This window comes from Undibacterium sp. MH2W, from assembly GCF_049340215.1.
GTDB lineage: Bacteria > Pseudomonadota > Gammaproteobacteria > Burkholderiales > Burkholderiaceae_D > Undibacterium.
The window spans coordinates 1-23,789 of the sequence record NZ_JBMPPA010000010.1 but is presented as its reverse complement, the minus strand read 5'-3'; the positions used below and the strand labels follow the sequence as shown (position 1 = coordinate 23,789).

Annotated in this window: 32 protein-coding genes; 29 read left to right on the top strand and 3 right to left on the bottom strand. The window is 47.8% G+C overall.

Features of this window, described 5'->3' with window-relative positions; translation table 11 throughout:
• Positions 1 to 6: 6 nt before the first annotated feature.
• The 14 genes from ACO0K2_RS17830 (at position 7) to ACO0K2_RS17765 (ending at position 9,674) form a co-directional block, all read left to right on the top strand.
• Positions 7 to 1,392 (top strand): phage portal protein, encoded by a 1,386-nt coding sequence (locus tag ACO0K2_RS17830; protein WP_423021335.1) that lies wholly within the window; start codon positions 7 to 9, stop codon positions 1,390 to 1,392.
• 47 nt (positions 1,393 to 1,439) lie between these two features.
• Positions 1,440 to 1,745 (top strand): hypothetical protein, encoded by a 306-nt coding sequence (locus tag ACO0K2_RS17825; protein ID WP_423021333.1) that lies wholly within the window; start codon positions 1,440 to 1,442, stop codon positions 1,743 to 1,745.
• Between the two features lie 10 nt (positions 1,746 to 1,755).
• Positions 1,756 to 1,977, top strand: a complete 222-nt coding sequence (locus tag ACO0K2_RS17820) for a hypothetical protein (protein ID WP_423021331.1) — start codon at positions 1,756 to 1,758, stop codon at positions 1,975 to 1,977.
• A 1-nt stretch (position 1,978) separates the two neighbouring features.
• Complete coding sequence (locus ACO0K2_RS17815) at positions 1,979 to 2,383, top strand: hypothetical protein (protein ID WP_423021329.1); 405 nt, start codon at positions 1,979 to 1,981, stop codon at positions 2,381 to 2,383.
• A gap of 8 nt (positions 2,384 to 2,391) precedes the next feature.
• Positions 2,392 to 3,753: a DUF6582 domain-containing protein gene (locus ACO0K2_RS17810; RefSeq protein WP_423021327.1), complete on the top strand. Its 1,362-nt coding sequence runs from the start codon at positions 2,392 to 2,394 to the stop codon at positions 3,751 to 3,753.
• 71 nt (positions 3,754 to 3,824) lie between these two features.
• Positions 3,825 to 4,814, top strand: coding sequence for a hypothetical protein (locus ACO0K2_RS17805; RefSeq protein WP_423021325.1), 990 nt, complete (start codon positions 3,825 to 3,827; stop codon positions 4,812 to 4,814).
• A gap of 62 nt (positions 4,815 to 4,876) precedes the next feature.
• A complete protein-coding gene (locus ACO0K2_RS17800; RefSeq protein WP_423021323.1) occupies positions 4,877 to 5,089 on the top strand; it encodes a hypothetical protein in 213 nt (70 codons plus the stop codon).
• 2 nt (positions 5,090 to 5,091) lie between these two features.
• On the top strand, positions 5,092 to 6,036 hold the full coding sequence (locus ACO0K2_RS17795) for a hypothetical protein (protein WP_423021321.1): 945 nt from the start codon (positions 5,092 to 5,094) through the stop codon (positions 6,034 to 6,036).
• Positions 6,033 to 6,371 carry a hypothetical protein gene (locus ACO0K2_RS17790; RefSeq protein WP_423021319.1) on the top strand — a complete coding sequence of 113 codons (339 nt, stop codon included), beginning with the start codon at positions 6,033 to 6,035 and terminating at the stop codon, positions 6,369 to 6,371. The genes ACO0K2_RS17795 and ACO0K2_RS17790 overlap by 4 nt, the downstream gene beginning before the upstream one ends.
• Positions 6,371 to 6,976 (top strand): hypothetical protein, encoded by a 606-nt coding sequence (locus ACO0K2_RS17785; protein WP_423021317.1) that lies wholly within the window; start codon positions 6,371 to 6,373, stop codon positions 6,974 to 6,976. The genes ACO0K2_RS17790 and ACO0K2_RS17785 overlap by 1 nt, the downstream gene beginning before the upstream one ends.
• Before the next feature lie 7 nt (positions 6,977 to 6,983).
• The gene (locus ACO0K2_RS17780; RefSeq protein WP_423021315.1) at positions 6,984 to 7,139 is read left to right on the top strand and encodes a hypothetical protein; all 156 of its coding nucleotides are present in this window, start codon (positions 6,984 to 6,986) and stop codon (positions 7,137 to 7,139) included.
• A gap of 119 nt (positions 7,140 to 7,258) precedes the next feature.
• Positions 7,259 to 8,791 carry a phage tail protein gene (locus tag ACO0K2_RS17775; RefSeq protein WP_423021313.1) on the top strand — a complete coding sequence of 511 codons (1,533 nt, stop codon included), beginning with the start codon at positions 7,259 to 7,261 and terminating at the stop codon, positions 8,789 to 8,791.
• A gap of 58 nt (positions 8,792 to 8,849) precedes the next feature.
• Positions 8,850 to 9,284, top strand: coding sequence for a hypothetical protein (locus ACO0K2_RS17770; protein WP_423021311.1), 435 nt, complete (start codon positions 8,850 to 8,852; stop codon positions 9,282 to 9,284).
• 93 nt (positions 9,285 to 9,377) lie between these two features.
• Positions 9,378 to 9,674: a hypothetical protein gene (locus tag ACO0K2_RS17765; protein ID WP_423021309.1), complete on the top strand. Its 297-nt coding sequence runs from the start codon at positions 9,378 to 9,380 to the stop codon at positions 9,672 to 9,674.
• Positions 9,675 to 9,715: 41 nt separating this feature from the next.
• Here ACO0K2_RS17765 and ACO0K2_RS17760 read toward each other — a convergent pair whose 3' ends face one another.
• Together ACO0K2_RS17760 and ACO0K2_RS17755 are read right to left on the bottom strand one after the other, a co-directional pair.
• Positions 9,716 to 10,663 carry an HNH endonuclease gene (locus ACO0K2_RS17760; RefSeq protein ID WP_423021307.1) on the bottom strand — a complete coding sequence of 316 codons (948 nt, stop codon included), beginning with the start codon at positions 10,661 to 10,663 and terminating at the stop codon, positions 9,716 to 9,718.
• 32 nt (positions 10,664 to 10,695) lie between these two features.
• Complete coding sequence (locus tag ACO0K2_RS17755; RefSeq protein WP_423021305.1) at positions 10,696 to 10,983, bottom strand: Arc family DNA-binding protein; 288 nt, start codon at positions 10,981 to 10,983, stop codon at positions 10,696 to 10,698.
• Between the two features lie 105 nt (positions 10,984 to 11,088).
• On the opposite strand from ACO0K2_RS17755, the gene ACO0K2_RS17750 reads away from it, so the two are divergent.
• The 4 genes from ACO0K2_RS17750 (at position 11,089) to ACO0K2_RS17735 (ending at position 13,368) form a co-directional block, all read left to right on the top strand.
• Positions 11,089 to 11,259, top strand: a complete 171-nt coding sequence (locus tag ACO0K2_RS17750) for an Arc family DNA-binding protein (protein ID WP_423021303.1) — start codon at positions 11,089 to 11,091, stop codon at positions 11,257 to 11,259.
• 72 nt (positions 11,260 to 11,331) lie between these two features.
• Positions 11,332 to 12,261 carry a phage antirepressor N-terminal domain-containing protein gene (locus tag ACO0K2_RS17745; RefSeq protein ID WP_423021301.1) on the top strand — a complete coding sequence of 310 codons (930 nt, stop codon included), beginning with the start codon at positions 11,332 to 11,334 and terminating at the stop codon, positions 12,259 to 12,261.
• Positions 12,262 to 12,314: 53 nt separating this feature from the next.
• Positions 12,315 to 12,719, top strand: a complete 405-nt coding sequence (locus ACO0K2_RS17740; protein WP_423021299.1) for a hypothetical protein — start codon at positions 12,315 to 12,317, stop codon at positions 12,717 to 12,719.
• 163 nt (positions 12,720 to 12,882) lie between these two features.
• Positions 12,883 to 13,368: a hypothetical protein gene (locus ACO0K2_RS17735; protein WP_423021297.1), complete on the top strand. Its 486-nt coding sequence runs from the start codon at positions 12,883 to 12,885 to the stop codon at positions 13,366 to 13,368.
• Here ACO0K2_RS17735 and ACO0K2_RS17730 read toward each other — a convergent pair.
• The gene (locus ACO0K2_RS17730; protein ID WP_423021295.1) at positions 13,365 to 13,607 is read right to left on the bottom strand and encodes a hypothetical protein; all 243 of its coding nucleotides are present in this window, start codon (positions 13,605 to 13,607) and stop codon (positions 13,365 to 13,367) included. The two genes, ACO0K2_RS17735 and ACO0K2_RS17730, sit on opposite strands and share 4 nt — an antisense overlap.
• A gap of 40 nt (positions 13,608 to 13,647) precedes the next feature.
• Here ACO0K2_RS17730 and ACO0K2_RS17725 point away from each other — a divergent pair, with 40 nt between their 5' ends.
• The 11 genes from ACO0K2_RS17725 to ACO0K2_RS17675 form a co-directional block, all read left to right on the top strand.
• The gene (locus tag ACO0K2_RS17725; protein WP_423021293.1) at positions 13,648 to 15,504 is read left to right on the top strand and encodes a hypothetical protein; all 1,857 of its coding nucleotides are present in this window, start codon (positions 13,648 to 13,650) and stop codon (positions 15,502 to 15,504) included.
• Entirely contained in the window at positions 15,504 to 16,514 is a 1,011-nt protein-coding gene (locus ACO0K2_RS17720) for a LysM peptidoglycan-binding domain-containing protein (protein ID WP_423021291.1), read from the top strand. The genes ACO0K2_RS17725 and ACO0K2_RS17720 overlap by 1 nt, the downstream gene beginning before the upstream one ends.
• Entirely contained in the window at positions 16,507 to 17,628 is a 1,122-nt protein-coding gene (locus ACO0K2_RS17715; RefSeq protein ID WP_423021289.1) for a hypothetical protein, read from the top strand. Before ACO0K2_RS17720 ends, ACO0K2_RS17715 begins: the two co-directional genes overlap by 8 nt.
• Entirely contained in the window at positions 17,625 to 18,224 is a 600-nt protein-coding gene (locus ACO0K2_RS17710; protein ID WP_423021287.1) for a hypothetical protein, read from the top strand. Before ACO0K2_RS17715 ends, ACO0K2_RS17710 begins: the two co-directional genes overlap by 4 nt.
• Complete coding sequence (locus ACO0K2_RS17705; protein WP_423021285.1) at positions 18,224 to 18,655, top strand: phage tail protein; 432 nt, start codon at positions 18,224 to 18,226, stop codon at positions 18,653 to 18,655. Before ACO0K2_RS17710 ends, ACO0K2_RS17705 begins: the two co-directional genes overlap by 1 nt.
• The gene (locus tag ACO0K2_RS17700) at positions 18,652 to 19,779 is read left to right on the top strand and encodes a baseplate J/gp47 family protein (RefSeq protein ID WP_423021283.1); all 1,128 of its coding nucleotides are present in this window, start codon (positions 18,652 to 18,654) and stop codon (positions 19,777 to 19,779) included. The genes ACO0K2_RS17705 and ACO0K2_RS17700 overlap by 4 nt, the downstream gene beginning before the upstream one ends.
• Positions 19,779 to 20,510: a hypothetical protein gene (locus ACO0K2_RS17695; protein ID WP_423021281.1), complete on the top strand. Its 732-nt coding sequence runs from the start codon at positions 19,779 to 19,781 to the stop codon at positions 20,508 to 20,510. The genes ACO0K2_RS17700 and ACO0K2_RS17695 overlap by 1 nt, the downstream gene beginning before the upstream one ends.
• 63 nt (positions 20,511 to 20,573) lie before the next feature.
• Positions 20,574 to 21,653 carry a gp53-like domain-containing protein gene (locus ACO0K2_RS17690; RefSeq protein ID WP_423021279.1) on the top strand — a complete coding sequence of 360 codons (1,080 nt, stop codon included), beginning with the start codon at positions 20,574 to 20,576 and terminating at the stop codon, positions 21,651 to 21,653.
• Between the two features lie 10 nt (positions 21,654 to 21,663).
• Complete coding sequence (locus ACO0K2_RS17685; protein ID WP_423021277.1) at positions 21,664 to 22,017, top strand: hypothetical protein; 354 nt, start codon at positions 21,664 to 21,666, stop codon at positions 22,015 to 22,017.
• Positions 22,018 to 22,105: 88 nt separating this feature from the next.
• Entirely contained in the window at positions 22,106 to 22,366 is a 261-nt protein-coding gene (locus ACO0K2_RS17680; protein WP_423021275.1) for a hypothetical protein, read from the top strand.
• The coding region (locus ACO0K2_RS17675; RefSeq protein WP_423021273.1) for a hypothetical protein at positions 22,363 to 23,789 on the top strand (1,427 nt) is incomplete at its 3' end. The genes ACO0K2_RS17680 and ACO0K2_RS17675, both read left to right, overlap by 4 nt.

The window sequence follows — 23,789 nt, the reverse complement described above, 5'->3', positions numbered from 1 at the left end:
GAAAAAATGGAACAAAGAAAAAAGAGCTTATTTGCCAGAGTCGGGGATTGGGCGGGTTTAAAGGTTGCCCAATCAATCTGGGCTGGAAGAGCGCGAAAGGTGCCTGATCGCGAGACCACTGCTTACGCTCGAATTCAGAACGTAGGCGGCTGGAATCAAGGGAAAGACCGCCCGCTAATCAAGCCAACGCCTGCGAATCTACGGCGATTCTCGCGCAATCCATACGCACGAAAAGCGATTAATCGAATCAAAAACGCGATTGTGATGCGCGATTGGGAGATTCGAACGAAGGCTGGAGTTGAGTTGAATAGCGAGCTGAAACGGCAGATTGAGGTTGCGACCGCATGTTTTAAGCGACCCAATAACGACGATTCCGCGAGAACGCTGTTTGAGCAAGTGATCGAGGATTACCTCGTTGGCGGGGCTGGTTGTATTGAAAAAGAGATTAGCTCTGATAAAGACCGCCCGCTTTGGATGTGGCCCGTTGACTGCCTGTCTATTCAAATTTATGCAGGCTGGAATGGTTCAAATAAAACACCAAGATACATTCAGTCTCTTGGTTACGGAAATGTTGGCACAACGAACGGCATTAAGCTATTTAATGACCAGCTGATTTACATTCGCAAAGACCCGACAACCAACGATCCGTTTGGCTACGGGTGCTTAGAAGTCGCTTTCAACAGCATTAACCGGCTAATGACAACGGCTGAATACGCTGGCAACGTCGCTGGGAACGGTCAGCCTGAAAACATGCTGCAGTTTATCGACATGGAGCAGGCATCGCTTGATCGCATGAGGGCATGGTGGCGTAACGACATTGAGGGACAGGGGCAGACGCCTATCATCAGCGGCAAAGAAGCCAAGGTTCATAAGCTGCGCGGCACTAGCGACGAAGCGCTTTATCTGAAATATCAAGAGTTTTTGATTCGTGAGATTGCCACGGCATTTGAATTGAGTCCTCAAAACCTAGGCGTCGAAGCGGATGTGAATCGCAACACCTCGGAAGTCGCTGATGACCGCGACTATGAGGGCTGCATCATTCCCACCGCAAAGAATGTCGCGGCTTATTTGACCCGCGAGGCGATCGAATCAGGGCTGGGCTTCTCGCAACTTGAGTTTGCATTCCGCGGCTTAGAGCGTGACGATGAGCTGAATCTCGCGAACGTCTACGAAAAAGAGTACAAAAACAATGCCATCACACCTGATGAGTACCGAGCAAAACGTGGCTTACCTCCGATGCAGGGGCAGTGGGGTGGTATGACTGCAGCTGACGTGGCTATCGCTACTAATGCTGCACGAAGTCTCGAGGCTGATCTCGATCCTGATTTGCCCGATGATAATAGTAGCACCCCAACCCCGAGCGCCAAAAAGCGCGATACGAAAAACAAATGACCTGCTTCGGCAGGTTTTTTTATGGGCGATTGCCCGAAAGGAAGAAGATGTCCAATCCAATTCATACGATCGACGCAGTGAATAGCGGCTTCAGTCGTAAAGACAAAATTTTTATGGGCTTGGGAGCAAGCGTTGCCAATGCCGCGGGCGCAGGTGCTGGTGCCTCAGTCTCTACGAATGTTTCTGGTTTGTCCGGTTTGCCTTCAAGTTACGCCGTCGTGGTAAATCCAGGGCAAGACGCAACCTGGTACATCACGAATAAAACTTCGACCGGCTTTACTGTCGTGCTTACTCCGCGTTTAGCAGCCACTACGTTGGCCGCAGGCGCTTTTGATTATGTTGTTGCGGCATAACGAGGAGATTATGGCAACTTATCACACGGATATTAAGTCGGCGCGTATCAGTGCCGAGAAAGCGCTTTCGACTTCTCCTTCGCCTGCGAACGCAAAGCAACATGCTCAATTAAACCTGCTCGAAATTCGCGTCGCGGATTTAAAGGCAGCCGTCGCAAACATCAATGCAGCGGGCGGCTTACTTGACTCAGCAGCTAATACCGCTTTGACCAACCTTCTCTCATTACTCTGATATGGCTAAGATCAAAACTGACCAAACGACATCAAATGCTCAGGCTAACGATGTAGATAAAGATGAATCCGCTGCAGTTGCTGTAGATGCGGCGTCAAATGACGAGAGCACCTCTGCTGAATCCGAGGGTAATGTTTCCAGCGCCGATTCTGGAAATCTCAAAGCTGTAGTCACCACCGTTTCGGGTGTTGCGAGCGTCGGATTGGATAGAGTTTCATTGGGGGCATCTCACGCAGTGGCTGAGGCGACAAAAGTAGCTGAAGCGGCTGGCGATAACGTGACCCATGCTGCGCTGCATTCTGTGCACGTAGCAATGACTGAGTTTGCGAATCGCGTCAACGACGCTCTCAAGTCGGTTGAGGGTGAGGCTGCTGAGCTGTTGCAAGGCATCAAAAATCTGTTCTAAGGATAAACATGGCTGATCTAGACAAGGCGGCACGCGAGGCATTGCCTGACGACGATTTCGCCGTGCCTGATAAGCGTAAGTTGCCGATTCACGACGCTGCACACGCGAAATTAGCTTGGGGAATGGTTGACCGGACAAACGGTCTTTCATCCGAAGAGCGAAGCACGGCGAAGGCGCGCATCAAAGCCAAGGCTGAATCGCTGGGTGTCGACACAAAAGAGTGGCAACTGACGGCGGCAATGCACTTTGAGGCGATGGCGTTGGATATGCCGGAAGTCGGCAATCATCCTAACAAAATGCCATTCAAAGGCGTTCTGACTCGCATTGATCAGCCATCCGATGCGCCTCCAGGTGGTGCAAGCGGCAAGAGGACGTTAATTCCTCGCGCTGTTGCAGAGCAAGCGTTACCAACTTTGCTCGGTATGGCCGTTGACTTCACTCAGAAGTTTGACGGTCATGACGCGCAACAAAAGATAGGTTTAATCACTGGCGCCGAAATCGTCGGTGATGCAATTGAGATCGAAGGTTATTTCTACGCCAAAGACTTTCCCGAAACATGCAAAAAAATACGCGCTGAAAAGGGCGCATTGGGCTTCTCATTTGAAGCCGATGCCCGCATCCAGGACGCTAATGCGGATGTATGGGAGTTAAGTCACTGCGTTTTCACTGGTGCTGCGGTTCTTTATAAAGACCTCGCTGCCTACACGACAACATCATTATCTGCTCAGGCAGAAAAGGACAAAGAAATGGAATTGAAAGAAATTATGGAGGCTGTGCAGTCTATTTCTGCTGGCATGGCTACCCTGACTAAAGAAGTGGCGGAGGTTAAAGCAGGCAAGGGCGCGTCTCTGGCTGGTCCCATCATTGATCAAGTTACTCCGCACGTGAACGCCATCAATGCATGTGCGGACGCAATGGAAGCGTCCGGTATTGGCAGCGATCCTCGTGCTGGTCATGTTGGCACATTGCGCAATGTTGCTGCTCACATGGCTGCGGCTGCCGTATCCGGAAAAGTGCCGATGATCTACCGCGATCACGACTATTTGCCAGATGCGAAAGTTGAGGCTGCAAAGATCGAAGCGGCTGCAAAAGAAGCGACCAAGGCTTTAGAAGACAAAGTTGCTGCGCTGACCACTCAGCTGACCGACCTCAAAGCATCGGCGTTTAACAAGAAAGAAGAGCCGCAACGCTCAACCCTTTCACCTGAAGTTGCTCGCATTCTCGCCAAAGCTGGCATGACTGAAGAAGTCGCCGGCAAAGAGCTGACCGTTGAGACCATGGATAAAGCGCTCGAAGCGGCAGGCATCACAGGCCGCGCAGCTATCGAAGCGAAAATCAAGGCATCCATGTCTGGCGCACTGAAGCGCTAATCAGCAAGCTCGCCAAGCAAACAATTTAAGACCACCTTCGGGTGGTTTTTCCATTTTTGGAGAAGTAAAACATGTCCATTCAAGGCAAATCAATTGAAATGTCGGCAGCAGCTGACTATCTGGGTACAGGCGCAATCGAAGTTCCGGTGTTTGAGCGTGAGATTCTTGACGTCATTCGTCGCTCCTCAATCCCGTTGCAACGTTTTCGCCAAGTCAAAGCAACCGGTCATCCGCACCGTTACTTTGAACAAACAGCGATCGCATCCGGTCAATCTGTTGACCCGCGAAATCTGACTTCCACGGCTACAAGCCCAACTCGCGTTGAGCGCCCAGCGTTCATCAAAGCCACTATTGCTCAAAGTAGCCTGTCACTGTTCGACAAGGATGTCACTGAACAGCAAGGCCAGTTTGCAGGCGTCGTGGCAAAAGACATCGACGATATTGTGTCCGCCGTTGAAATCAATCGCGCTCAGATGGTTTGGGCGGGGAATGACACCAGCATGTCAGCACCAACGACTACTCAGTGGATGGGCGGCTTATCGCAGATCAGCTTGCAGGCAACATGCTCCTCCTCTGCGTCAATCATCGATGTTCTGAAAACCACCGTTGCTCAAATGGTTGCTAATCAGACATATGTAGTTCGCCCAACAGCAATCTATCTCAACCCATTGCTGGCCGATCTTATTGATCAAGAAGCGAAGGCATCCCGCATCACTCTTGATGAGGTTGATGTGGTTGCGGGCGTTACCGTTGCTGCAATCTCTACTCAGGTCGGTAAGCTGCCGCTGATTGGCGATCCTTTCATGCCATCTGCGACCGCAGCCGCATACGGCTTCGCAGCACCTCCAAACGGTCTGAAGAATTACTTTGCGGTCATCGTCATGGAGTCTGAAGTTGAGATTCCTTACATTTCCGGCGCAAGTGATGATCCAAATCCTCGCCTGTTCCAATTGGGCCTGACAGGTAATTTGGCTGGTCAATACATCGGCGTGAAGTTCGACACCATCATTTTCAAGGGCGCCAGTTACGCTCACGCGGTTGTTGCTGTTCAGCGTCCGTAATCAAGCAGTCGATTAGCATCAACAAAGCGCCCCTTAATTGGGGCGCTTTTCATTTGAAAACCATGAAAATCTATCAGCCAGGCTTACGCGGCAGAATCCCGCACTTCGTCCGTCCAGGTGTTGAATTTCCGGTGTCGCATTTTCTCGATGAAAACGGTCAGGCAAAAATGTTCACTGTAACGTTTGTGAACGGCGAAGCGGACGTTGAGGACACTTTGGGTCAATACATGATCGACAAGGGTGAAGCGAAATCTAGCCCAATTATTCTTTTATAAAAATGCCATCAGCCTACATTCAGCCAGCCGACTATTCAGCTTATGGACTCCCAGCCACGACGACTGCAGCGCAAGTAATTGCCGCTAGCGCGTTGATTGATGCGTATCTAGCGAGGCCAACAGGTCTTGTTTGGATGCCCGATGGTGCGGGAAATCCTGCTTATATGGCGGGGATGAATCCTGATCTGACCATGACGGCTAATGCTGCATTTAGTAGTGGTGCATCGGTCAGAGTTGCAGTCTCCGGTCCGGCGCAGATGCTGCAGGTCGGTGATTGTGTGGTGCTTGACCGCGCAAATCCAACAATTACTGAAACAGTGCAAGTGACAGGAATTGATGTCTCTACCGGAATGGTGATTCTCACGCTAGGCAGTACTGCTGCGAATCAGCCTCAAGGTGTTCAGTTCAATCATGCTCAAGGCTGCACGATTGAATCTGGTCTTGTAATCACTGAGTCTCGTTACGTTGCCAGTGGCAGAAGCGCCGTTATGCTTGGCTGCACCCCAACCGTTCGGGTCATTGGCGGTACTGGTCGCTATAGCTACGGACGGCGGGGTGATTCTGGTGCCTCGAATATGGATGACTTTAACTTACTGGCATCGATCAATAAGTTTGGCGGTCCTCCAGCATGGGAAATCTGGCCCGCTAATACATCAGCGGGAATTAACGTGCAAACAGGTGAGTTGTGGGTGCCAGCTGGAATGATGCTTGCGTACTACTCAGAAGTGAAGGTTCGTTACGTTGCTGGATTCAGCTACGCAAGTCTTCCGGCGGTCATCAAACAAGCGACGGCACAATTAGTCGCCGATCTGTCTCAGTCTGGTGCGCTGGCAAACTTCAAGACATACAAGGCAGCCGACACCCAGATGGAGCGTTTCGCATCATCAAATATCAGCGATGATGTGAAAATGATGCTTGAGCCTTACCGATCAAGGATATTCGCATGAGTTTTATCTATCCGCGCACCATCAACATTACGAGGCCACAAGTGCAATCGGGCGTGGGTGCTGTGGCTTACGGCGGCCTGATTGAGACCCAAGAATCGCAAATCGCACAAGACATTCCAGCCTCCATTCAGCTATCAAAACAAGGGAGGAGTGGCGCGGTAGGGCTTCCGGCAGATGGGAAGACAACCTGGTGGAAGATTCTTTTTCATGGGCCTCTTGGATTGGTGAAGGATCGAGACATCATCACAGATGATCTTGGTATTCGCTATCAAGTCGTTGCCCCTTACTGGAACTCACTCGGCTATAACTTATTGACGGAAAGGCTTGAAACATAATGGCTGGATTGTCAGATGTAAGTAACTATCTTGTTAATTTGATTGCTGGCATTTGCTATCCATCCGGTGCTTCGCAACCAAGCATCGTAAGTGGTCCTGTGAAAATCTATGCTGGCTGGCCACTGCCTGATGCGCTCGATGCTGATTTGCCAATAGGAGTGTCGCACATTAGTATATGGCCCCTACCTGGCGATAAGCCAACGACCGTCACGATGGGCGATAGTGAGTGGCAAGAGCAGTCAAACAACGGCGCTGTAGGCGCTTCCATACTTGAAGTTAGGCGACAAACTAGGAAGTACCAGATAACAGTTTGGGCGAATACTCCAACTGTGCGAGATGCGGTCGCCGATATCATTGACCCTCAGCTATCAATAAATAATCGATTCATTCTGCCTGACGGGTCTCAGGCAATGATGGTGTACGTAAATTCTTCTCAAATCGACAGTTTTCAAAAGCAGGGAATCTACCGAAGAGACCTGTTTTTCAACGTTAATTATGCAACGACACAAATCACGCCAGTTACCTACGCAATCCAGCACACAGCCGCCAATCTCACGATGTCGCAATCTGGTGTGGCGGGACCCACTACTACGTTAAACAATTAGGAAAGCTATGGAACTCGTCGTTATTCATCCGTTCGGCGGATATGAGGTCGGCACTCAGATTGCTGACGAAAAAGAGATTGCTCAGATTCTTGATTCTGACAATGCGGACAAGGTGGTAAAAATTTCTCCAAGCAAACCGGTCGTTAAAGTCAAAGCAAAATAAAAAAGAGAGGCGCGTTAAGCGCTTTTTTTACATCTGAGGGGTGCTAGGCGCTCCTTTTTCATTTTTAACCAAAGCCCTTCGAGCAATCGCCGGGCTTTTTTGTTTTTGGAGCTCGCCTCATGCCAGTAGTCCAACAAGGTTCAATCAATACCACCGCGCTCTGGGTGCCGGACGTATACACTCAGATCGTCGCACCGAATAACTATCTTCTCAACGGCTTACCTACCAATGTCATTGGCTTTGTCGGCACTGCTTCTTGGGGTCCGGTCAATGCGCCGACCAAAGTAAGCTCGATGCCTTCGTATAATCAAAACTTTGGCAACGTCATGCCGCGGCTGTACGACATGGGTACCGCAGTCTGGGCAGCGGTCCTCAACGGCGCAAACAACATTAACTGCGTCCGAGTAACGGATGGCACCGACACTGCAGCTACCGCTACACTGACCGCTGCGAGCGCTGCCGATGCCACCGCGATTGCTGCCGCTATTAATGCTGGCTCATCTGCGTTGCGCGGACCCTCTCAAGTTGTTGTTGCAAGTGCGTCGACGACGACAGTGACGATCACAGCTAAATACACGGGATCAACGGGTAACACAATTACAGCGAGCATTGGACCTGCTAGCAAGGTGTCGCAAACTCGCGTCGTGATCTCTTTGCCCGGCATGTTGCCGGAATCGTTCGATAACTTGGGTGCTGCGAGCGCTTCCCCTGCGAGTGTAACGCTGGCAGGCGGCACAGACGGTGCAACGAACATTACAAGCTCAGTCTTGGTTGGTGTCGACACCATTCCACGTAAAGGCATGTACGCGCTGCGCAATACAGGCACAAGCATTGCCGCTCTGGTCGACTGTTCCGATACAACGTCTTTCACTGCTCAGGTCGCTTACGGCCTGTCTGAAGGCACGTATATGGTCGGCGTTACCCCAGCGGGCGACACGATTGCAAATGCTGTCAGCACAAAAGCAACTGCGGGCATTGACAGCTATACGTTCCGCTACATGTTTGGCGATTGGATTTTGTTTAACGACACAATCAACAATGTCCAGCGCTTGATCTCTCCGCAAGGCTTTGTTGTTGGTCGTATGTCAGCACTATCGCCAGAGCAATCTCTGCTCAACAAGCCGATGCAGGGCATTGTCGCTACACAATCCACTTTGCAAAACAAAATCTACGCTGAAGCGGACCTGCAAACGCTGGCACAGGCTGGCATCTCGGTCATTACGAACCCGATCCCAGCTGGAAACATGTTCGGAGATCGTATTGGCTGCAATAGCTCAAGCAATCAGGTAATCAACGGCGATAACTATACGCGCCTCACAAATTACATTGCTTACACCGTGAATGCAGGCATGGGTCTTTATATCGGTAAGCTGCAAACACCAAAAGCCCGAGCAGATGCGCAGGGAACAATTAACGCTTTCCTTGGCGCACTTTGGAAGCAGGGCATGATCGGTGACGTGAATAACCCGACACAACAGCCGTTCAGTGTTCAATTAAATGCTGCAAATAATCCTGCTAATCGTGTGGCTCTTGGTTACATGCAAATTGACGTTGCTGTGACCTATTTGTCAGTGATCACGAAACTGATTCTGAATATTCAAGGTGGCCAGTCAGTCAGCGTGACTGTTAATTCAACCACTCCAGCGCGGTAATCAATCCAGTTAATCAAGCCCCTTAATCGGGGCTTTTTCATTTAGAGGAGTGACAAACATGTCACAAGCAGGATATTCGCTCGGCAAGGACGTGACGTTAGTCATCATCAAGCCCGACGGCTCGGTTTTAAACATCGGCAAAGTAACGAAATTTAGCTCCAAGCAGGATGATTCAACTCAAAAAATCAAGCCCCTCACTGGCGGCACGGATCATCTGCGATTCTTTGAAGGGTGGAATGGTTCTTTCGATGTAGAGCGCCAAGGTCCAGATCTTGATCAATACTTTGCTCAGCTGGAATCGAATTTTTATGCTGGTATTCAAGAATTGCCAGTAACCCTTCAACAGACAATCGTTGAGCCATCTGGCGCGGTATCTCAATATCAATATGTCGACGCCATTCTTCAGTACGCCGATGCTGGCGACTGGGCTGCTGACAAGTCGGTATCTCAAAAGCTGAACTTCATGGCGGCGCGGCGCATTCAGCAAGCGTAATCGTTTTTGTGCGGCTAGGCTTGCAACCGAAGGCGATGCGTACCCATTGCCGTGCCGCACACCCTTTTAGGTACTTTAAATATAGGAACGTATATGCAAAACCAAGAATTAAATGTAGGCGGTGTAAAGGTGGAGATCAAGGCATCAAATTCACCCACCGATGATGAGGTGGAGTTAAAAAGACTACTAACAAATACCTCACTGAGCAGGGCGCTGTGGTTGGTTTATAACCAACTGCCTATCCGTATTGCGTTCGAATGTTCAGATGAAGAGTTTTCTGAGTGGATTGCGGCAGATAAAGTGCGCCTAAAGTGGCTAGTAATTAAATTGAATGAGTTTAGAAGCGGCGAGTTTGATTTTAATACTTTAATATCTGCGGATCGAGAGTGATTGAAGGCGCGGCGATTATCACCGCACAGGTGTATGTGGGCTCATTGATAATTGACTTGAGCAGGCTTTCTTGTGTAGGAAACCATTCTCGCTCCCTTGGTGCGATTACATTTCCAGCACAATGTTTGCAAATTGCCCTCTGAGGTTACGCCACCTTTTGAAAGCGGGATGATGTGATCAATTTCTAATAGTAAATTTTTCTCTTCGCGTGTCGATAAATCGCAAATCTGACAAGTATATCGATCTCTGATCTTGATCTTCTCGCGAAGACTTGAGGTCATTAATGCGCGTTGCCCAGCAACACTATTTTTGAACTTCACCAAGTTGTTGAGGTAGGTGACAAATCTATCTAGATTATTAATGTCCAATCTTATCTCGCAGCTTGATGAGCTATTGCCGCCAGCAGACACGTATTGAAATGTATAGATGGGGAAATATAAATCACTCAAATCAATGCTATCAAAGCCTAATTCGTGGATGACTCTCTCGTGATTGAATTTTCTTATTATCCATGGAATGGATTTGCTGATACTTGAGACGATTGCGTCTCGCTCATTTTTCAATAAATTTTTACCTTGCTCGGCAGCAGAGAAGTTATTCAGCACTTCTTCGAATGTTGATAGTGTTTCTTCGTTCACTTTTATATTGAAATATTTGCAAAGATATTTGAAAGGCTGATCGTGGGCATTTTTGCAAACAGATAACGAGCAATTGTGAGTCCGATTGCTTTTAGCTGCATCAGCCCATTTTTTTCGCTTCATTTGGTAGTTGCTCTCGTCAGACAAACGACTTTCGCCGTAATCGTAGGACTCGACTTCAGAATATGACGATTTTAGATGCTCAATGTGGCTGTTCAGATCGTTGCAATTATCAGTGTGCTTTCGGATGCTAGATTTTACGGCTTGGAATTTTTTACTACCAAAATACAGGGCGACGTAGATCGTGTAAGACAAATATGTAACGAGAATAACAAGGGCAATCTCAAGCATTTTTTCTCCTTTTAGCGGTCAAACACTGCGCTTTAGACGCGCCCTTGTTTTTTATTTACCTTCTCTACATCTTGAATTTTTGCGTCAAGAAGCTCGCTTAGTTTTAGATTTTTAGCGATAAGATCATCGATGATTTTGAAAAACTCATGGATTTTCTCTTCGGGAGTATTTTCATTTTTATCGAAACTTTTCTCTAGGCGAGTAATGATCTCGGCATGCAATGATCGTCCGATTTTATTTGCTTCATCCTCTAGCTTTGAACGCAAATCTTCTGACATGCGCAATGGGTAGGGCGTTGATTGCTTAGTTTTATCTTCCATGTTGTCAATTATGTAGCGCGAGTCAAAAAGATTCAAAGAGTCTTATTGACTCAGACTCAAATAGACTCTAATATTGAGATGTAGTAATTCTGTAGAGGAGTAAAAATGGAGGCAAAGAATCAGCAAATGGCTTATCCGCTTCGGATGCCACCGGAGATAAGAAGTGATGTGCAAAAACTTGCACGTGAGAATGACCGAAGTTTGAACAGTCAACTAGTTCAGCTGGTTCGATTGGGATTGAAGGCAATGGAAGTAAAGCAAAATGCAGCGCAATAAAGAAAAAACCCCGAACAGCTTAGCGGCAGAGTCGGGGTTCTTGAATCAACAACCAATTAAGAAAGTCGAATCATGACGAATATTACCACAACACCATTAAGTTTCAACTTCCACGGCGATAGCTTGGTTTTAATTAATTTTAACGATCAACCTTATGTTGCTATGCGCAACTTGGTAGAGTCAATCGGTCTAGCTTGGCAGGCTCAGATTGTAAAAATTAAATCCAATCCTCGTTGGGGTGTCATGGAAATCATGACACCTTCAAAAGGTGGCAATCAAGCCACGTTATGTATGCCTTTGCGGAAGCTTCATGGCTGGCTAATGACATTAAGCCCCAACAAAGTAAAGCCGGAACTCCGCGAGAAAGTCATTGCATACCAGAACGAGTGCGATGATGCTTTATGGGATTACTGGAATAACGGCATCGCAGTGCGAACGCCATACGTTGCAAATCCAGATGATGTACTGACTGCTGCTCAAGCCGAAGAATTGCGCCTTGCACTTAAGAAAGCTTGCGAGAAGTTGCCTATAGACAAGCAGGCGGCATTCATGATCAAAGGGTGGTCAAAGCTTAAATCTCATTTCGGCGTGACTTACCGGAAGATTCCGCAGCGCGAATTTACCGAGGCGGTTTCGTTGCTAACCAGATACGCTACCGAATGGGAATTAGTGGACGACTCCCCAAAAACAGAAATTGCAGCGCAGCCCACTCAACCAGAGGTGAATTTCAATGAAAATCTCTCAGGAAAGCGCTGGATTTTAAGTTTCGCGAATGGCATTCCGCAAACTGTGCCGTGCCCTGATCGTGCGGTGATTGGGACGCCGATGGAAATAGTTGCGCTGATACGGGATAGAAAGAACTCCCCGTTTGACATGATGGACGTTGATGATGTCGCCGCCGCATGTCGTTCGCGTAAGCTCGGACAGCAGCTCGCGATTCTAGAAGAAAACGAGATGCTAAGAAAGTTGTTAGCTAAATGCGGCGCGCTTGCTGAGCACTGACGCGCATCAATTCATATCCCGCCCTCGGGCGGTTTTTAAATTAAGGAAAAGTCATGCAAGAGCAAGAGATAAATGTGGGCGGAGTAAAGGTTCACATCAACCCAAGTAATGCACCAAGCGAACAAATTATTAAGGCTGCAAAAGTAGAAGTGAACGTAGTCGATGGACTAGGTCGCAATATCACGCTGAAAAAAGCAGGCACTCTAGCTCAATACAGATTGGTCGAGGCGCTAGGGGCTTCCGCGTCAAATAGTACATACATGGCAATGGTATTTCCATTGATCTACGTTCACGCTATCGACGGAAGTATTGTTGCTCCGCCGTCATCAAAGGGAGAAATCGAAGCACTGATTCAGCGTCTCGATGATGAGGGCGTTAAGGCTGTAATGGAAGGCGTAAGTGGTAACTTTGGTAGTAAAAGTGAAAAAGAATCGATTGATCAGTTAAAAAACTCTTAAAGGCTACGGCGATCAGGGAGTGTCTTTGGTTGGTAAAGAATGGCATTCCCTTTGACGTAGCCTTCCAGCTGGATGATGTGACGCGCCAAGGTTGGAGCATCATGTTTTCAGAGATGGCCGGCAATCAATTTGACACCAGAACGATGACATTTGTGGAGCAAAAATGAACACTTATACTATTGAAGGTTTTATAGCTCGCCTTGCAAAAATGAGTGTTGACGTAGCTATCGGGCAGCATAAAGCGCTCGAGGCCGCCGCAAAATCTGTTGAGAGAAAAGCTAAATCAGAAATTGGCACATACCAAGAAGCAATCGGATCATTTGCAGGATGGGATGAGTTGATGGACTCCACGAAAGATGATCGCGTTCGCCAAGGCTACTCTGAGGACGATCCGCTTCTAAGGAATGGGAAGCTTCGCGACTCAATCAGTCACGAAACGAGGGCGCTTGAAGCGGTTATTGGATCGAATGAAGATGTTATGGTCTATCAAGAATTGGGAACGGACACCATTCCTCCTCGTCCGGTACTTGGCCCAGCTTTGCTAAGAAAAGAGGATCGAATTGTAAAGCTGCTAGGCAACTACACCGCAACAGCCATGCTTGACGGTGCGCCGTTCTCGCAAATCCCAACAATCGATGGTGATTTTTAGTGACTTGAAAGAAAAATTAGCAGAGAAATAAAAAGTCCCGAGATGATGATAATTACTAGTCCAGCAAGTAGGATAAAAAATCCAGTCGCCAATTTAGTCAGGAAATTTCCAAAACTATCTAGGTAAAAACCAGGTCCTTCCTTGAGTCCCTCTTTTTGAGATATTGGTCTTGGCGCTTGAATAAGATGAGTTAGCTTTGCCAAAAGCACTTGCAGGCGGTATGAGTTGGTTTTCTTCATAAATCCTCCAAATTTATTAATAATAAGGCAAAAGACACCTATGTTTGAAGCGTATAAAATTGGCGTAGCAATTAGTCTTACAAATCATGTCAGCCCAAGTCTGGCACAGCTTGCGCAGGATTTCGCGGCAACAAATAAAGAGGCTGTTTTATTTCAGAGGAGAATTGATTCAATAAAGTCGAGTCTTATTGGCGGATTAATGATAGCTGGGCTGGGTGCTGGATTGGCGTCTTTATTCAAAACTCCAATAAACAAAGCATTGGAATTTGAGCGAGCATTGCTCCGCATTAAGAATATCGGAGGAATAAACTCTGATGTTTTGTCTGGAGTTCGGAATGATGCACTATCTGGCAAATACAAAGGTATCGATGCCATAGAATCTGTCAACTTGTTTCGTGATTTGCACGCTGCCTTCGGTGATGCAGAGCATGCAAAGCAGTTTATGCCTCAATTTGTCGATATGGCGAGAATAACGCGAGGCATGTACGGCAAATCTGCGCTTGCTAGCGAACAGGACGTTCAAGCGATCGCAAAATTCGCTGAGCGTCGAGGCGGGACTGCTAGTATTGAGATGATGGGGTCTGCAATCGATACTGCGATGCGGATTCAGAACGCCTCGGGCGGCGCGGTAACGCCAAAGGATTTGCTTGCCTTCACTACGCGAATGGGGGCAATGGGCAATCAAATGAGCGACATTGGCATTTTGAAAATGTGGGCTCTAATGCAGGAGCAGGGAGGCTCTAAAGCTGGCACCGCACTTAACTCCGCCCAGCAAAACTTATTTAATGGGAAGTCAACTGAAAAGGCGGGATTCTGGCTTCATGAAATTGGGCTTGTTGATGAGGCGAAGAACAACAAAATGCTCGAAAAAATTCACGGAGCAAGTGCGTTCAAGCACAGAAATGAGGTTACCGGCAATTCCCTGATAGGGGCAGCGCAGGGGCGCGAGGATTTTGTTGGGTGGGTTGCTGAAACCGCGCTTCCAAAAATCGTGAGTTACGTGCACAAACAAGGTGTGACCGACGAAAAGAAAGTAAATTCAAAGGTAACAGAGATACTTTCAATGGCACTCAGCAATCGACTTGGTGCCGACGAGGTGAGCTTAATTGCTACGCAATTGCCAAGAATATTGAAGGATTTTCATTTGGCGGAAGATTCAAGTGGTCTCGCTGGCAGTAAAAAGGCGTACGACGAAAGTCCCCTCAAAAAGATGCAAGATTTACATTCAAATTGGGATACTGCATTAACAAATCTGGGGGAGTCGGCGTTACCAATTCTTATTCCAAACGTTAATAATCTCGCTGAGAAGTTTAAATCGCTCAACCAATTTGCGAGTGAAAATCCAAAGGTTATAGAGGGTGTTACAAATGGCCTCTGGGGAATGTCAAAAGCACTGCTTTCTATAGGCGCGTTAAAAGCGTTCAATGGCGTAATTAATTCTATAGGGGTAGGAATCGATTTATGGAAATCAAACTCGAAGGTTGCAAAAGTCGAATTTTATGAAGGAGCGAGAGGGCTTGGCCTCATTACAACCGCCGCCAATCTTGCGTCGGCTGCTTTTCTTGGCTGGCAATTAGGCACTTGGTTTAACGACACATTTATTGCTGGCACGAAATTTAGCAACTGGTTAGGCGAAACAATTGCAACTCTCTTATCGTGGGTTGGCTTTGGTGAAGCAAAGGAAGCTTTAGCTGCAAACAATAAGGCTAGCGGCTCTCCTTACGTAAAGCCCTCACATGGTCAGCCTATTCAAGTATCCACACAATTGAACATGGACGGTCGAAAAGTGGCTAGCTTGGTTTCAATGCACCAAGGGCGCGAGGCAGCAAGACCACTTGTCAGCGGTTCACAGTTTGATTCGAACATGAATTTACTCAGTCCTTCGTTTGGAAAATAATGCTCAAAGACACGACACTTACACTTGGCTCGTTTGAGTTCGGTCAGTATGAAGTGCCGGAGGAAATCCCATTTGGCGGCGTTCAACATACCGTTGCTCATACGCTAGTCGGCGGTAAGAAGATCATCGACGCAATGGGCGCGACCCAGAACGACATTCAATGGTCCGGCTTCTTCGTTGGCATTACTGCGATGGATCGAGCTTTGTATTTGGACGGTCTCAGGAAGGCAGGGCAGCCGCTTTTGCTTACTTGGGATCGCCTAAGCTTCAATGTTCTGATCAAAGAGTTTAAGTGCAATTTCAAGCGGTTTTACAGATTGCCTTACTCAATCACGCTTGAAGTGCTGGAAGATAAGACGGATCCAGTAACAAGCACGACAACGCCGGATTATGATGCGCTGATTAATCAGGACGCGATTGACGCCATCGCTGATGCGGAATACATCGACGCGCAAAATCAAGCGGCTTTGAGCTATTACAACTCAACAGCCCTCGCAAATCCAGTCTCGCTCGGGGCGATGATGGCGACCCTTAATGCTTCGATTATTGCTGTGAAGTCTTTTAAAAGTGCGCCGCAAAGCTCGCTGCAAGCAGTTCTGGGGCAGATCACAGCGGTCACATCAGCTGCAAATTTGATGCTCGGGAATGCTAGTTCTACGATCAGCAGCAATCCCGTGGTTGGTGCGTTGTCGACGTTTTCAACGGCTAGCAATCAGGCGGCGCAGTTAATGACGCTGATGAACGCAGTGCAGATATCCCCGCGCCTGCAAAGCATCATCGCATCACTCGGCAGGATCGCGGGAAACATTGCTCTTTTAAACGGTGGCACAAAAACAGTGACGCAGGCTGGTGGCAACTTATACACGACTGCTGCTACACAGTACGGCGATCCGATGGGATACACGGCGATCATGCAGGCGAATAACCTGAAAGATCCAAATATTTCGGGGGTTCAGACAGTAGTGATTCCACCCTTAACCAACAATACAAACGGGCTTTTGAATGTCTAACGTCAATACTTTACCTGTCTCGCCCTATGCTAGGCGACCACGCGGGGCAGTAAAGTTAAACGGTTCGATTGTAGAGGGGTGGGTAAGCTGGGAAGTCGAAAACAATGCGTACCGTTCGGCTGACACGTTTCGTATAGTGTTCGCAACATCTGATCTCCCGCCTGATTTCGATGCAAATTGGTTCTCAAATCAGACGCAGATCAACGTTGAGATTTTTGCGACGGATGATTGCCTGACTGACGATTATTCGCCAAGTGCTGACGATAGTCTGATTTTGGGTGCGACGGACGAGATCGATTACAACCCGTATCAGCGTGAAATTACGCTGACTGGACGTGATTACACAGCCAAATTCATCGACACCAAGACGACCGATCATTATCTTGGAAAGACTTCCAGTGCGATCGCTTCGCTCTTGGCGCAAAAACATGGCCTGACGACTACATTCATATCGAAAACATCCACTCAGGTCGGCTCGTACTATCACAATGAACACAGCCTTACCAACAGTGCGCAGAGTGAATGGGACATGCTGACCTACTTAGCGCATCAAGAGGGTTTCGATGTTTTCGTTGACGGTAATGATCTGCACTTTGAGCCCGAATCTCAGTTCACAGACAACTATCTGATTCAATGGGAAGAGCCTGATAGTAATTTGGCTTATTCGCGATCAAATGTTATTACGCTGGACTTCACGCGAAATCTAACGATTGCGGGCGGCGTGACAGTGCAAGTAAGAAGCTGGAATCAAGCGTCTGGCAAGACATTTGTTGCGAACTATCCTTCGCCAGCTAAGGGAATCAAGCCTGGGCAGTCTGAATCAAAAGTATTGCAGTACAAGTACAACATCCCCGGACTTAGCCGGCAAGCTGCACTGGACCGCGCGCAAAAGATTTACGCGAATATCGTTCAGCATCAAATGAAGATGACTTGCTACATGCCGGGTAACAGCGATCTTGATTGCTCAATGACTGTGACGGTCACTGGGACGGGTACCGCGTTTGACCAAGTTTACTACCCAGAGCATGTGGTGCGCACGATGAGCATTGATGAGGGCTACCGTATTAATTTACGAGCCAAGAACACAACACCAGAAAGCGAGGAAGCATATTGAACTCAATGGCACGCTTACTGAATGCGCAAAAGTCGATAGCTGAAGAGGTTGGTAAGAATAGGGCGATGACACGTCAGGCGGTTATCACTAGCTACGATCCGCAAACGTACTCGATTCAGGCGACACTCCAGCCGGATGGCGTATCTACCGGTTGGATGCCGCTCAAGTCTACATGGATTGGCAACGGTTGGGGCATGTTCTGCCCGCCATCCATTGGAGACACGATTGAGGTTTCCTACCAAGAGGACAACGGCAACGTCGGTTCTGGTGGCTGGCGATTTTATGACGTGAATAATCGACCACTTCCTTGTCCCTCCGGCGAGTTTTGGCTAGTCCATAAGTCGGGTGCAGTTTTCAAGCTTCTCAATGCTGGCGGCGGTGTATTTTCAGATGGAAGTGGCGCAACACTCTCCCTTGATGGCGCTGGTAATGCGACTTTAAAGGCAAAAACGCTGACGATAAATGCAACAAATATCAACAGCAGTGGCACTTGGGATCACGAGGGTGGCATTACAAATAACGGGGTGAACATTGGTAGCACTCACGTTCACTCAGGCGTCGTCCGCGGCGGTAGTAACACATTCGGACCTCAATAATGACAAATCAACCAGTTGACCTGTTCCACTATATCGGCTCGGATTTATCTGCGTCGAATATCGGGGATTTGCAGTCGGTAAGCGGAACGGTAAAAGGGCAGCAGCGTGTTTTGCGCCGCTTGCTCACCAACCCGCAGACCTTCGATGCAAGCGGAAAGCCGCAAACATCGGGCGATTACATTTTTCACCCTGAATACGGGGCGGGACTACCTTCGTATGTCGGTAAGACGATGGATATTCCGAAAATCACGGCGGTGATCCGAGGGCAAATGCTTCTTGAGTCATGCGTTGCTAAGAATCCGGCGCCGATTATCAATGTCAGCCCGATTAACGGCGGGTTCACTGGCGGCTTGTTCATTCAGATTCAATATGCTGACGCAATCACCGGTGATCCTGTTTCCTTTAGTTTTAATGTATCCGCGCCCAAATGACGACACTAAATACAAAAGATTTCAATACATTGGTAAGCAATGCCGCGGCAAACGTTCAAGGCTCAAGCAATCAGCTTGTTGATCTGACTGTAGGCAGCATTTTACTAGCGGTCATCGAGGCAGTATCAGCGGTCGCCATGTGGCTGCAAGGCTTGATCATTCAGCTTTTGACGGTGACAAGGGCGTCGACCTCAACCGGTGCGGATCTTGATTCTTGGTGTGCTGACTACAATTTTTTCAGGTTGGCGGCCACAAACGCAACGGGCATGGCGACTTTTGCTCGATACACAGCGACGTCGCCTGCAACCATTCCGGTTGGCACGATCGTTCAGACGGCGGACGGTACGCAGCAATATAGTGTGGTGGCAAATACAGCAAGCCCACTGTTCAACGCGACAACAAACGCTTATGTGATTCCATCTGGCACGGCCTCAGCGGCAATCAATGTTCAGGCGGTTACGGCTGGCACTGGCGCAAATGCGATTGCAGGGGCTATCAACTCCCTAGGTCAATCAATACCATTCATCGACACCGTAACGAATGCGGCGGCGTTCACGAATGGCTTTGCAGCCGAAACAGATTCAGCAATGCGTATTCGGTTCGTCGCATATATTTCTTCGCTCTCCAAAGCGACGAAAGGGGCGATTCAGTATTCTGTTTCTTCAGTGCAGGCGGGTTTAAGTGACGTACTAACTGAGAACTACAACTACGCTGGCCAGTATCAACCAGGTTATTTTTATGTGTGCGTCGATGATGGTACAGGCTATCCGAGTGCGACATTGCTATCAAATATTTCTAACGCAATCGACGCGGTGCGGGGCTTCACAGTGTCTTTTGGGGTATTTCCTCCCGTGGTCGTGACAGCAAACGTCAATCTAACGATCGCGACTGCTGCTGGATATAACCACTCAGTTCTGTGCGGTCAGGCGCAGGCGGCGATTGCCAATGCGATTAACTCACTAGGCCTTGGCAATAGTTTGTCGATCACTCGTTTGGCGTCGATTGTTTATTCTGTATCGCCGGGCATTACGAACGTGACTGGCGCCCTGATCAACGGTGCTAATTCCGACTTGGTAGCAACTCAACAGCAAAGCATTAAGGCTGGAACGGTAACGGTGAACTAATGGCACGAGGCGACCAAAAAGATATGCTTTCGCGGCTTCTTTCAGTGATGCCGCGTTGGTTTGCGGATAGCTCGCCAACACTGAATGCGCTATTTAACGGACTCGCTTATTGTCTCGCTTATGTGCATCAGTGGTACTGTTTTGCAAAGCAGCAGACGCGTATTAAGACGGCAACGGGTAGCTTTCTGGATCTGATTGCATTGGATTTCTTCGGTTTGTCGCTTCAACGGCAGCCGGGACAATCTGACGCGCAGTTCCTGAGCAACATTCAGATCAACATGTTCCAGGAGCGCGGCACCAGAAAAGGCGTGTCGCAGATATTAACTAACCTGACAGGACGAGCGCCGCTAATCTTTGAGCCATCCCGCCCAGCCGATACCGGAGCTTACGGGTCAAATAGTATCGGCTACAGTCTCAGTGGCGGCTATGGATCTTTATCATTGCCTTATCAGGCATTTGTAACGGCATATAGACCTATTACATCAGGAATTCCTTTTGTAGGTGGTTATGGGACTCCCGCTGCTGCGTATGGAGTGGCGAGTGCGACGGAGTATGCGGACGTAAAAATGCTGCAAACACCGGTCACTGATGCTCAAATTTATCAAGCATTGGACAGTGCAAAATGTGAAGGAACGGTGATATGGGCCCAGATTCTGCCCAACCCTGCTCAAAATACTGTGCCGACATTGTTGAGTGTAAATTTTTTATCAGGTAGCTCGGTACTTCAGTAATTTCGTTTTTAAAATCAATACAGGCCACTCTACAAGGTGGCTTTTTTATTTTGGAGCATTAAATTGGACCGTCAAATTGTCTACCCAGGCGCTATCCCTCTGGAAACAGATTTACTCAATACGAATAAGTTTTCAATGATTGGATTAGCAAAGCTTGCTGCAGCGTTGCTTGGAACGTCCACCACAGTTAACGGCTTCACCTGCGTGCCGATGACACCAGCAAATATGTCAGTGCAACTCACACCAGGCGAAATATATAGTCTTGCTCCTATTGATAGCACGCCCTATAGTTCATTGCCATCGGATGCGACTCACCAAATTCTAAAGCAAGGCATTCTCATGGACGCTGTTACTCTCGCATGTCCAGCTCCATCAACTTCGGGTTTTAGTATTAATTATCTTATCCAAGTTCAGTACTCCGATTCCGACACAAATCAATCAGTACTGCCGTACTACAACGCAAGCAACCCATCACAAGCATATGCCGGACCTTCAAACTCTGGTGTTGCGCAGAACACTATCAGGAAAGGAGTCGTATCCTATCAAGCTAAGGCTGGGCTTGCTGCTGCGACAGGGAGTCAGGTTACACCAACTGCAGACTCCGGATATACCGGGCTGTTTGTAGTGACAGTTACCAACGGTCAAGCGAGTATTACATCTTCAAACATTGCACTTGCAGCGAATGCTCCGTTCATCATTTCTAATGCAGTGGTTCAGTCCTTAATCGCAGGACTTGCTCCACTAAATAGCCCAAATTTTATTAATAATCCAACCGCACCAACTCCTGCGCTAAATTCAAATAACACTGCGATTGCAACAACGGCATTTGTCAAAAGCCTCATTGCTTCGCTGTTTAGTGGATCGCTTGCCACAAATGGGTACATGAGCTTGAATGGGTTTATTGTGCAATTGTGTCAAGCAGTGGGACCATCCGCATCCGGTGCCACATCCGCGGTTACTTTTCCAATATCGTTCCCAAATAATTGTTTCAATATTCAATTAACGATTATTGGTGCGCTTGGGCTTACTGGAGACAATGGTCCAGTTACCGTCTCTGCATTTACAAATTCTGGTTGCACCATCTATAGCACGAACGACCCTAGTGCAATTAGTAATGTTTTTGTTTTAGCTTTTGGCAACTAATGAGGATCTCATGAAATTTTATTCAAAATCTGCGCGCGGATTTTTCGACTCTGATGTTCACGGTAAAGTTATTCCAGAAGACGCGGTTGAAATCACGGATGAGGAACACCAATCTTTACTTGCTGGTCAGGCATCGGGTAAGACAATTGGCCACGAAGAGACGGGCAAGCCAATATTGATTGATCCCAAGCCAATGACAGATGCGCAAATCAAAGATCGTGATAACGCAAAGGTTATTGCGCAAATAAAGGCGCTTGAATTAGGAAGTCATCGAGCTTTGAGGGAGGCGCTACTTGGAATTGGCGCGGAAAAATTAAAGCAGATCGATGACCAAATTGTAGATCTTCGAAAGCAAATAAAGTAACAAAATATGACGTGATTTACCAAAGAAATCACGAATAACAATGAAGTGCCATGGATATTGTCCGTGGCGTTTTTTATTGGGAGGAAATATGTCGATCATCACATTTCAGCCTGGATCGATTTTATTTGCAGAGCAGCTAAACGCCGCATTTGAACAGGTTTATAGCAACGCGGTGAATGCGGTAAATCAGTCGCTGGCAGCAAACGCAAGTTGTCAATCAACAGCTCAGCGCCCCTTGCCAACATACATCGGTCAACCATGCCTTGATTTGCAACTAGGCTATGTAGTTTACGCAAGACAGTTAAATCCACCAATTTGGCAAAATGCCGAGGGAGTTTATCCATTATGAAAAAAATCATCGCTCTTGTGACGGCGCTATTTTTAATCGCGACAAATGTGAGTTTTGCACAGTCATTTTCAAGTTCTGCCATCCCGATGGGGAATATTAACGTGCTGGGTACCGCTACTTTAGCGACTCCATTGTCTGAGGCATCTGGCGGCAGTGTTTATGTTAATGCTGACAAATATGCGTCTCAGGGATTGCAAGCCGCCATCAACGCTACTCCGTGCGGTGGCACCCTGTTTATCGGCAAAAACGGATTTAACGCCAAGACTTCGCAAGCAAATAGTTCAAACGAATTGGTTTTAATTCAGGCTTGCGTTAAAAATATAGAGTGTTCGGGCTGGGATGCGCCGATTACCGTGACCAATGATGCGTCGTGGCCAGCAAATATTATTCGCGTAGCGGGTCCGAGTAATGGTCAGAAGATTCATAGTTGCTACATAAAAAATGCGAGCGCACCAGGAGCAACGAATACGCTAACGCTTGACGCTACATCGACATATGAAGGGTCAAACATCATTGATTATTTCAAGATCGAACACAATAAGTTTGATAATTTTGGCGGATTGGGAATTAACGTTGTTTTTCCACTGCCATATCTAAATGGCGTGTTCGACGGAAATATTCAATACAACTTTATCAATGGTGGGATCTCTCTAAACCGTGCGGGTGATAACAATGTGCTTTCTCACAACCTGATTACAGGAGCGGGACCTGGCATCTACATGAACTCTGTTATCGGCGCGAATACCAATGTCATCGCGAACAACACTATTGTATCGTGTAACGGAAGCATCAAAATCGACTACGCGATGCATCCCGTCATTATCAACAATGAATTGGAGCCTCAGAGTGGATGCGCCTTAGAAAGTAACGGCGCACTGCTAGATTTGAACGGCAGTGCTGCAAATCCGATTACAAACGCAATTATTAAAAGCAACCAAGTGACGATGCAGCCTGGTACGGCGACATCGGGTATTCGCGTGAACTATGCGCAAAATACTCAGCTTGACAATACTGTGATGACCGGCAATGCGACGATGACGCAGAACTTGATCACAGCAAATGCTTTAAACACCGTACTGTCAATGACAGACGTTGGTGATGGCAGCGGTATTCAAACGCAAGTAAAAAATTTTAGTGCGACAACAGCAATCAAGAACACGGTACGCGGATCTGAGTATTTTCTGACCCCTGAAAATTTTTATAATTTGCAGCCAGGTGGGGCGACTGTCGTGACCATGATCAATGGTAACGGTCAGAACGGATCAACATATCCACTGTCGCTTTACAAAACTCAGCTGGCGTTACCGGTATTCACTGGCACATTGAATGATTTGACTGCTGGTGGGTTGTATAACGCTGGATTTAGTGCGACATACTGCGTTGTTATTGATTCGGTGGGCGCAGTAGATACATTCAAGTGGGG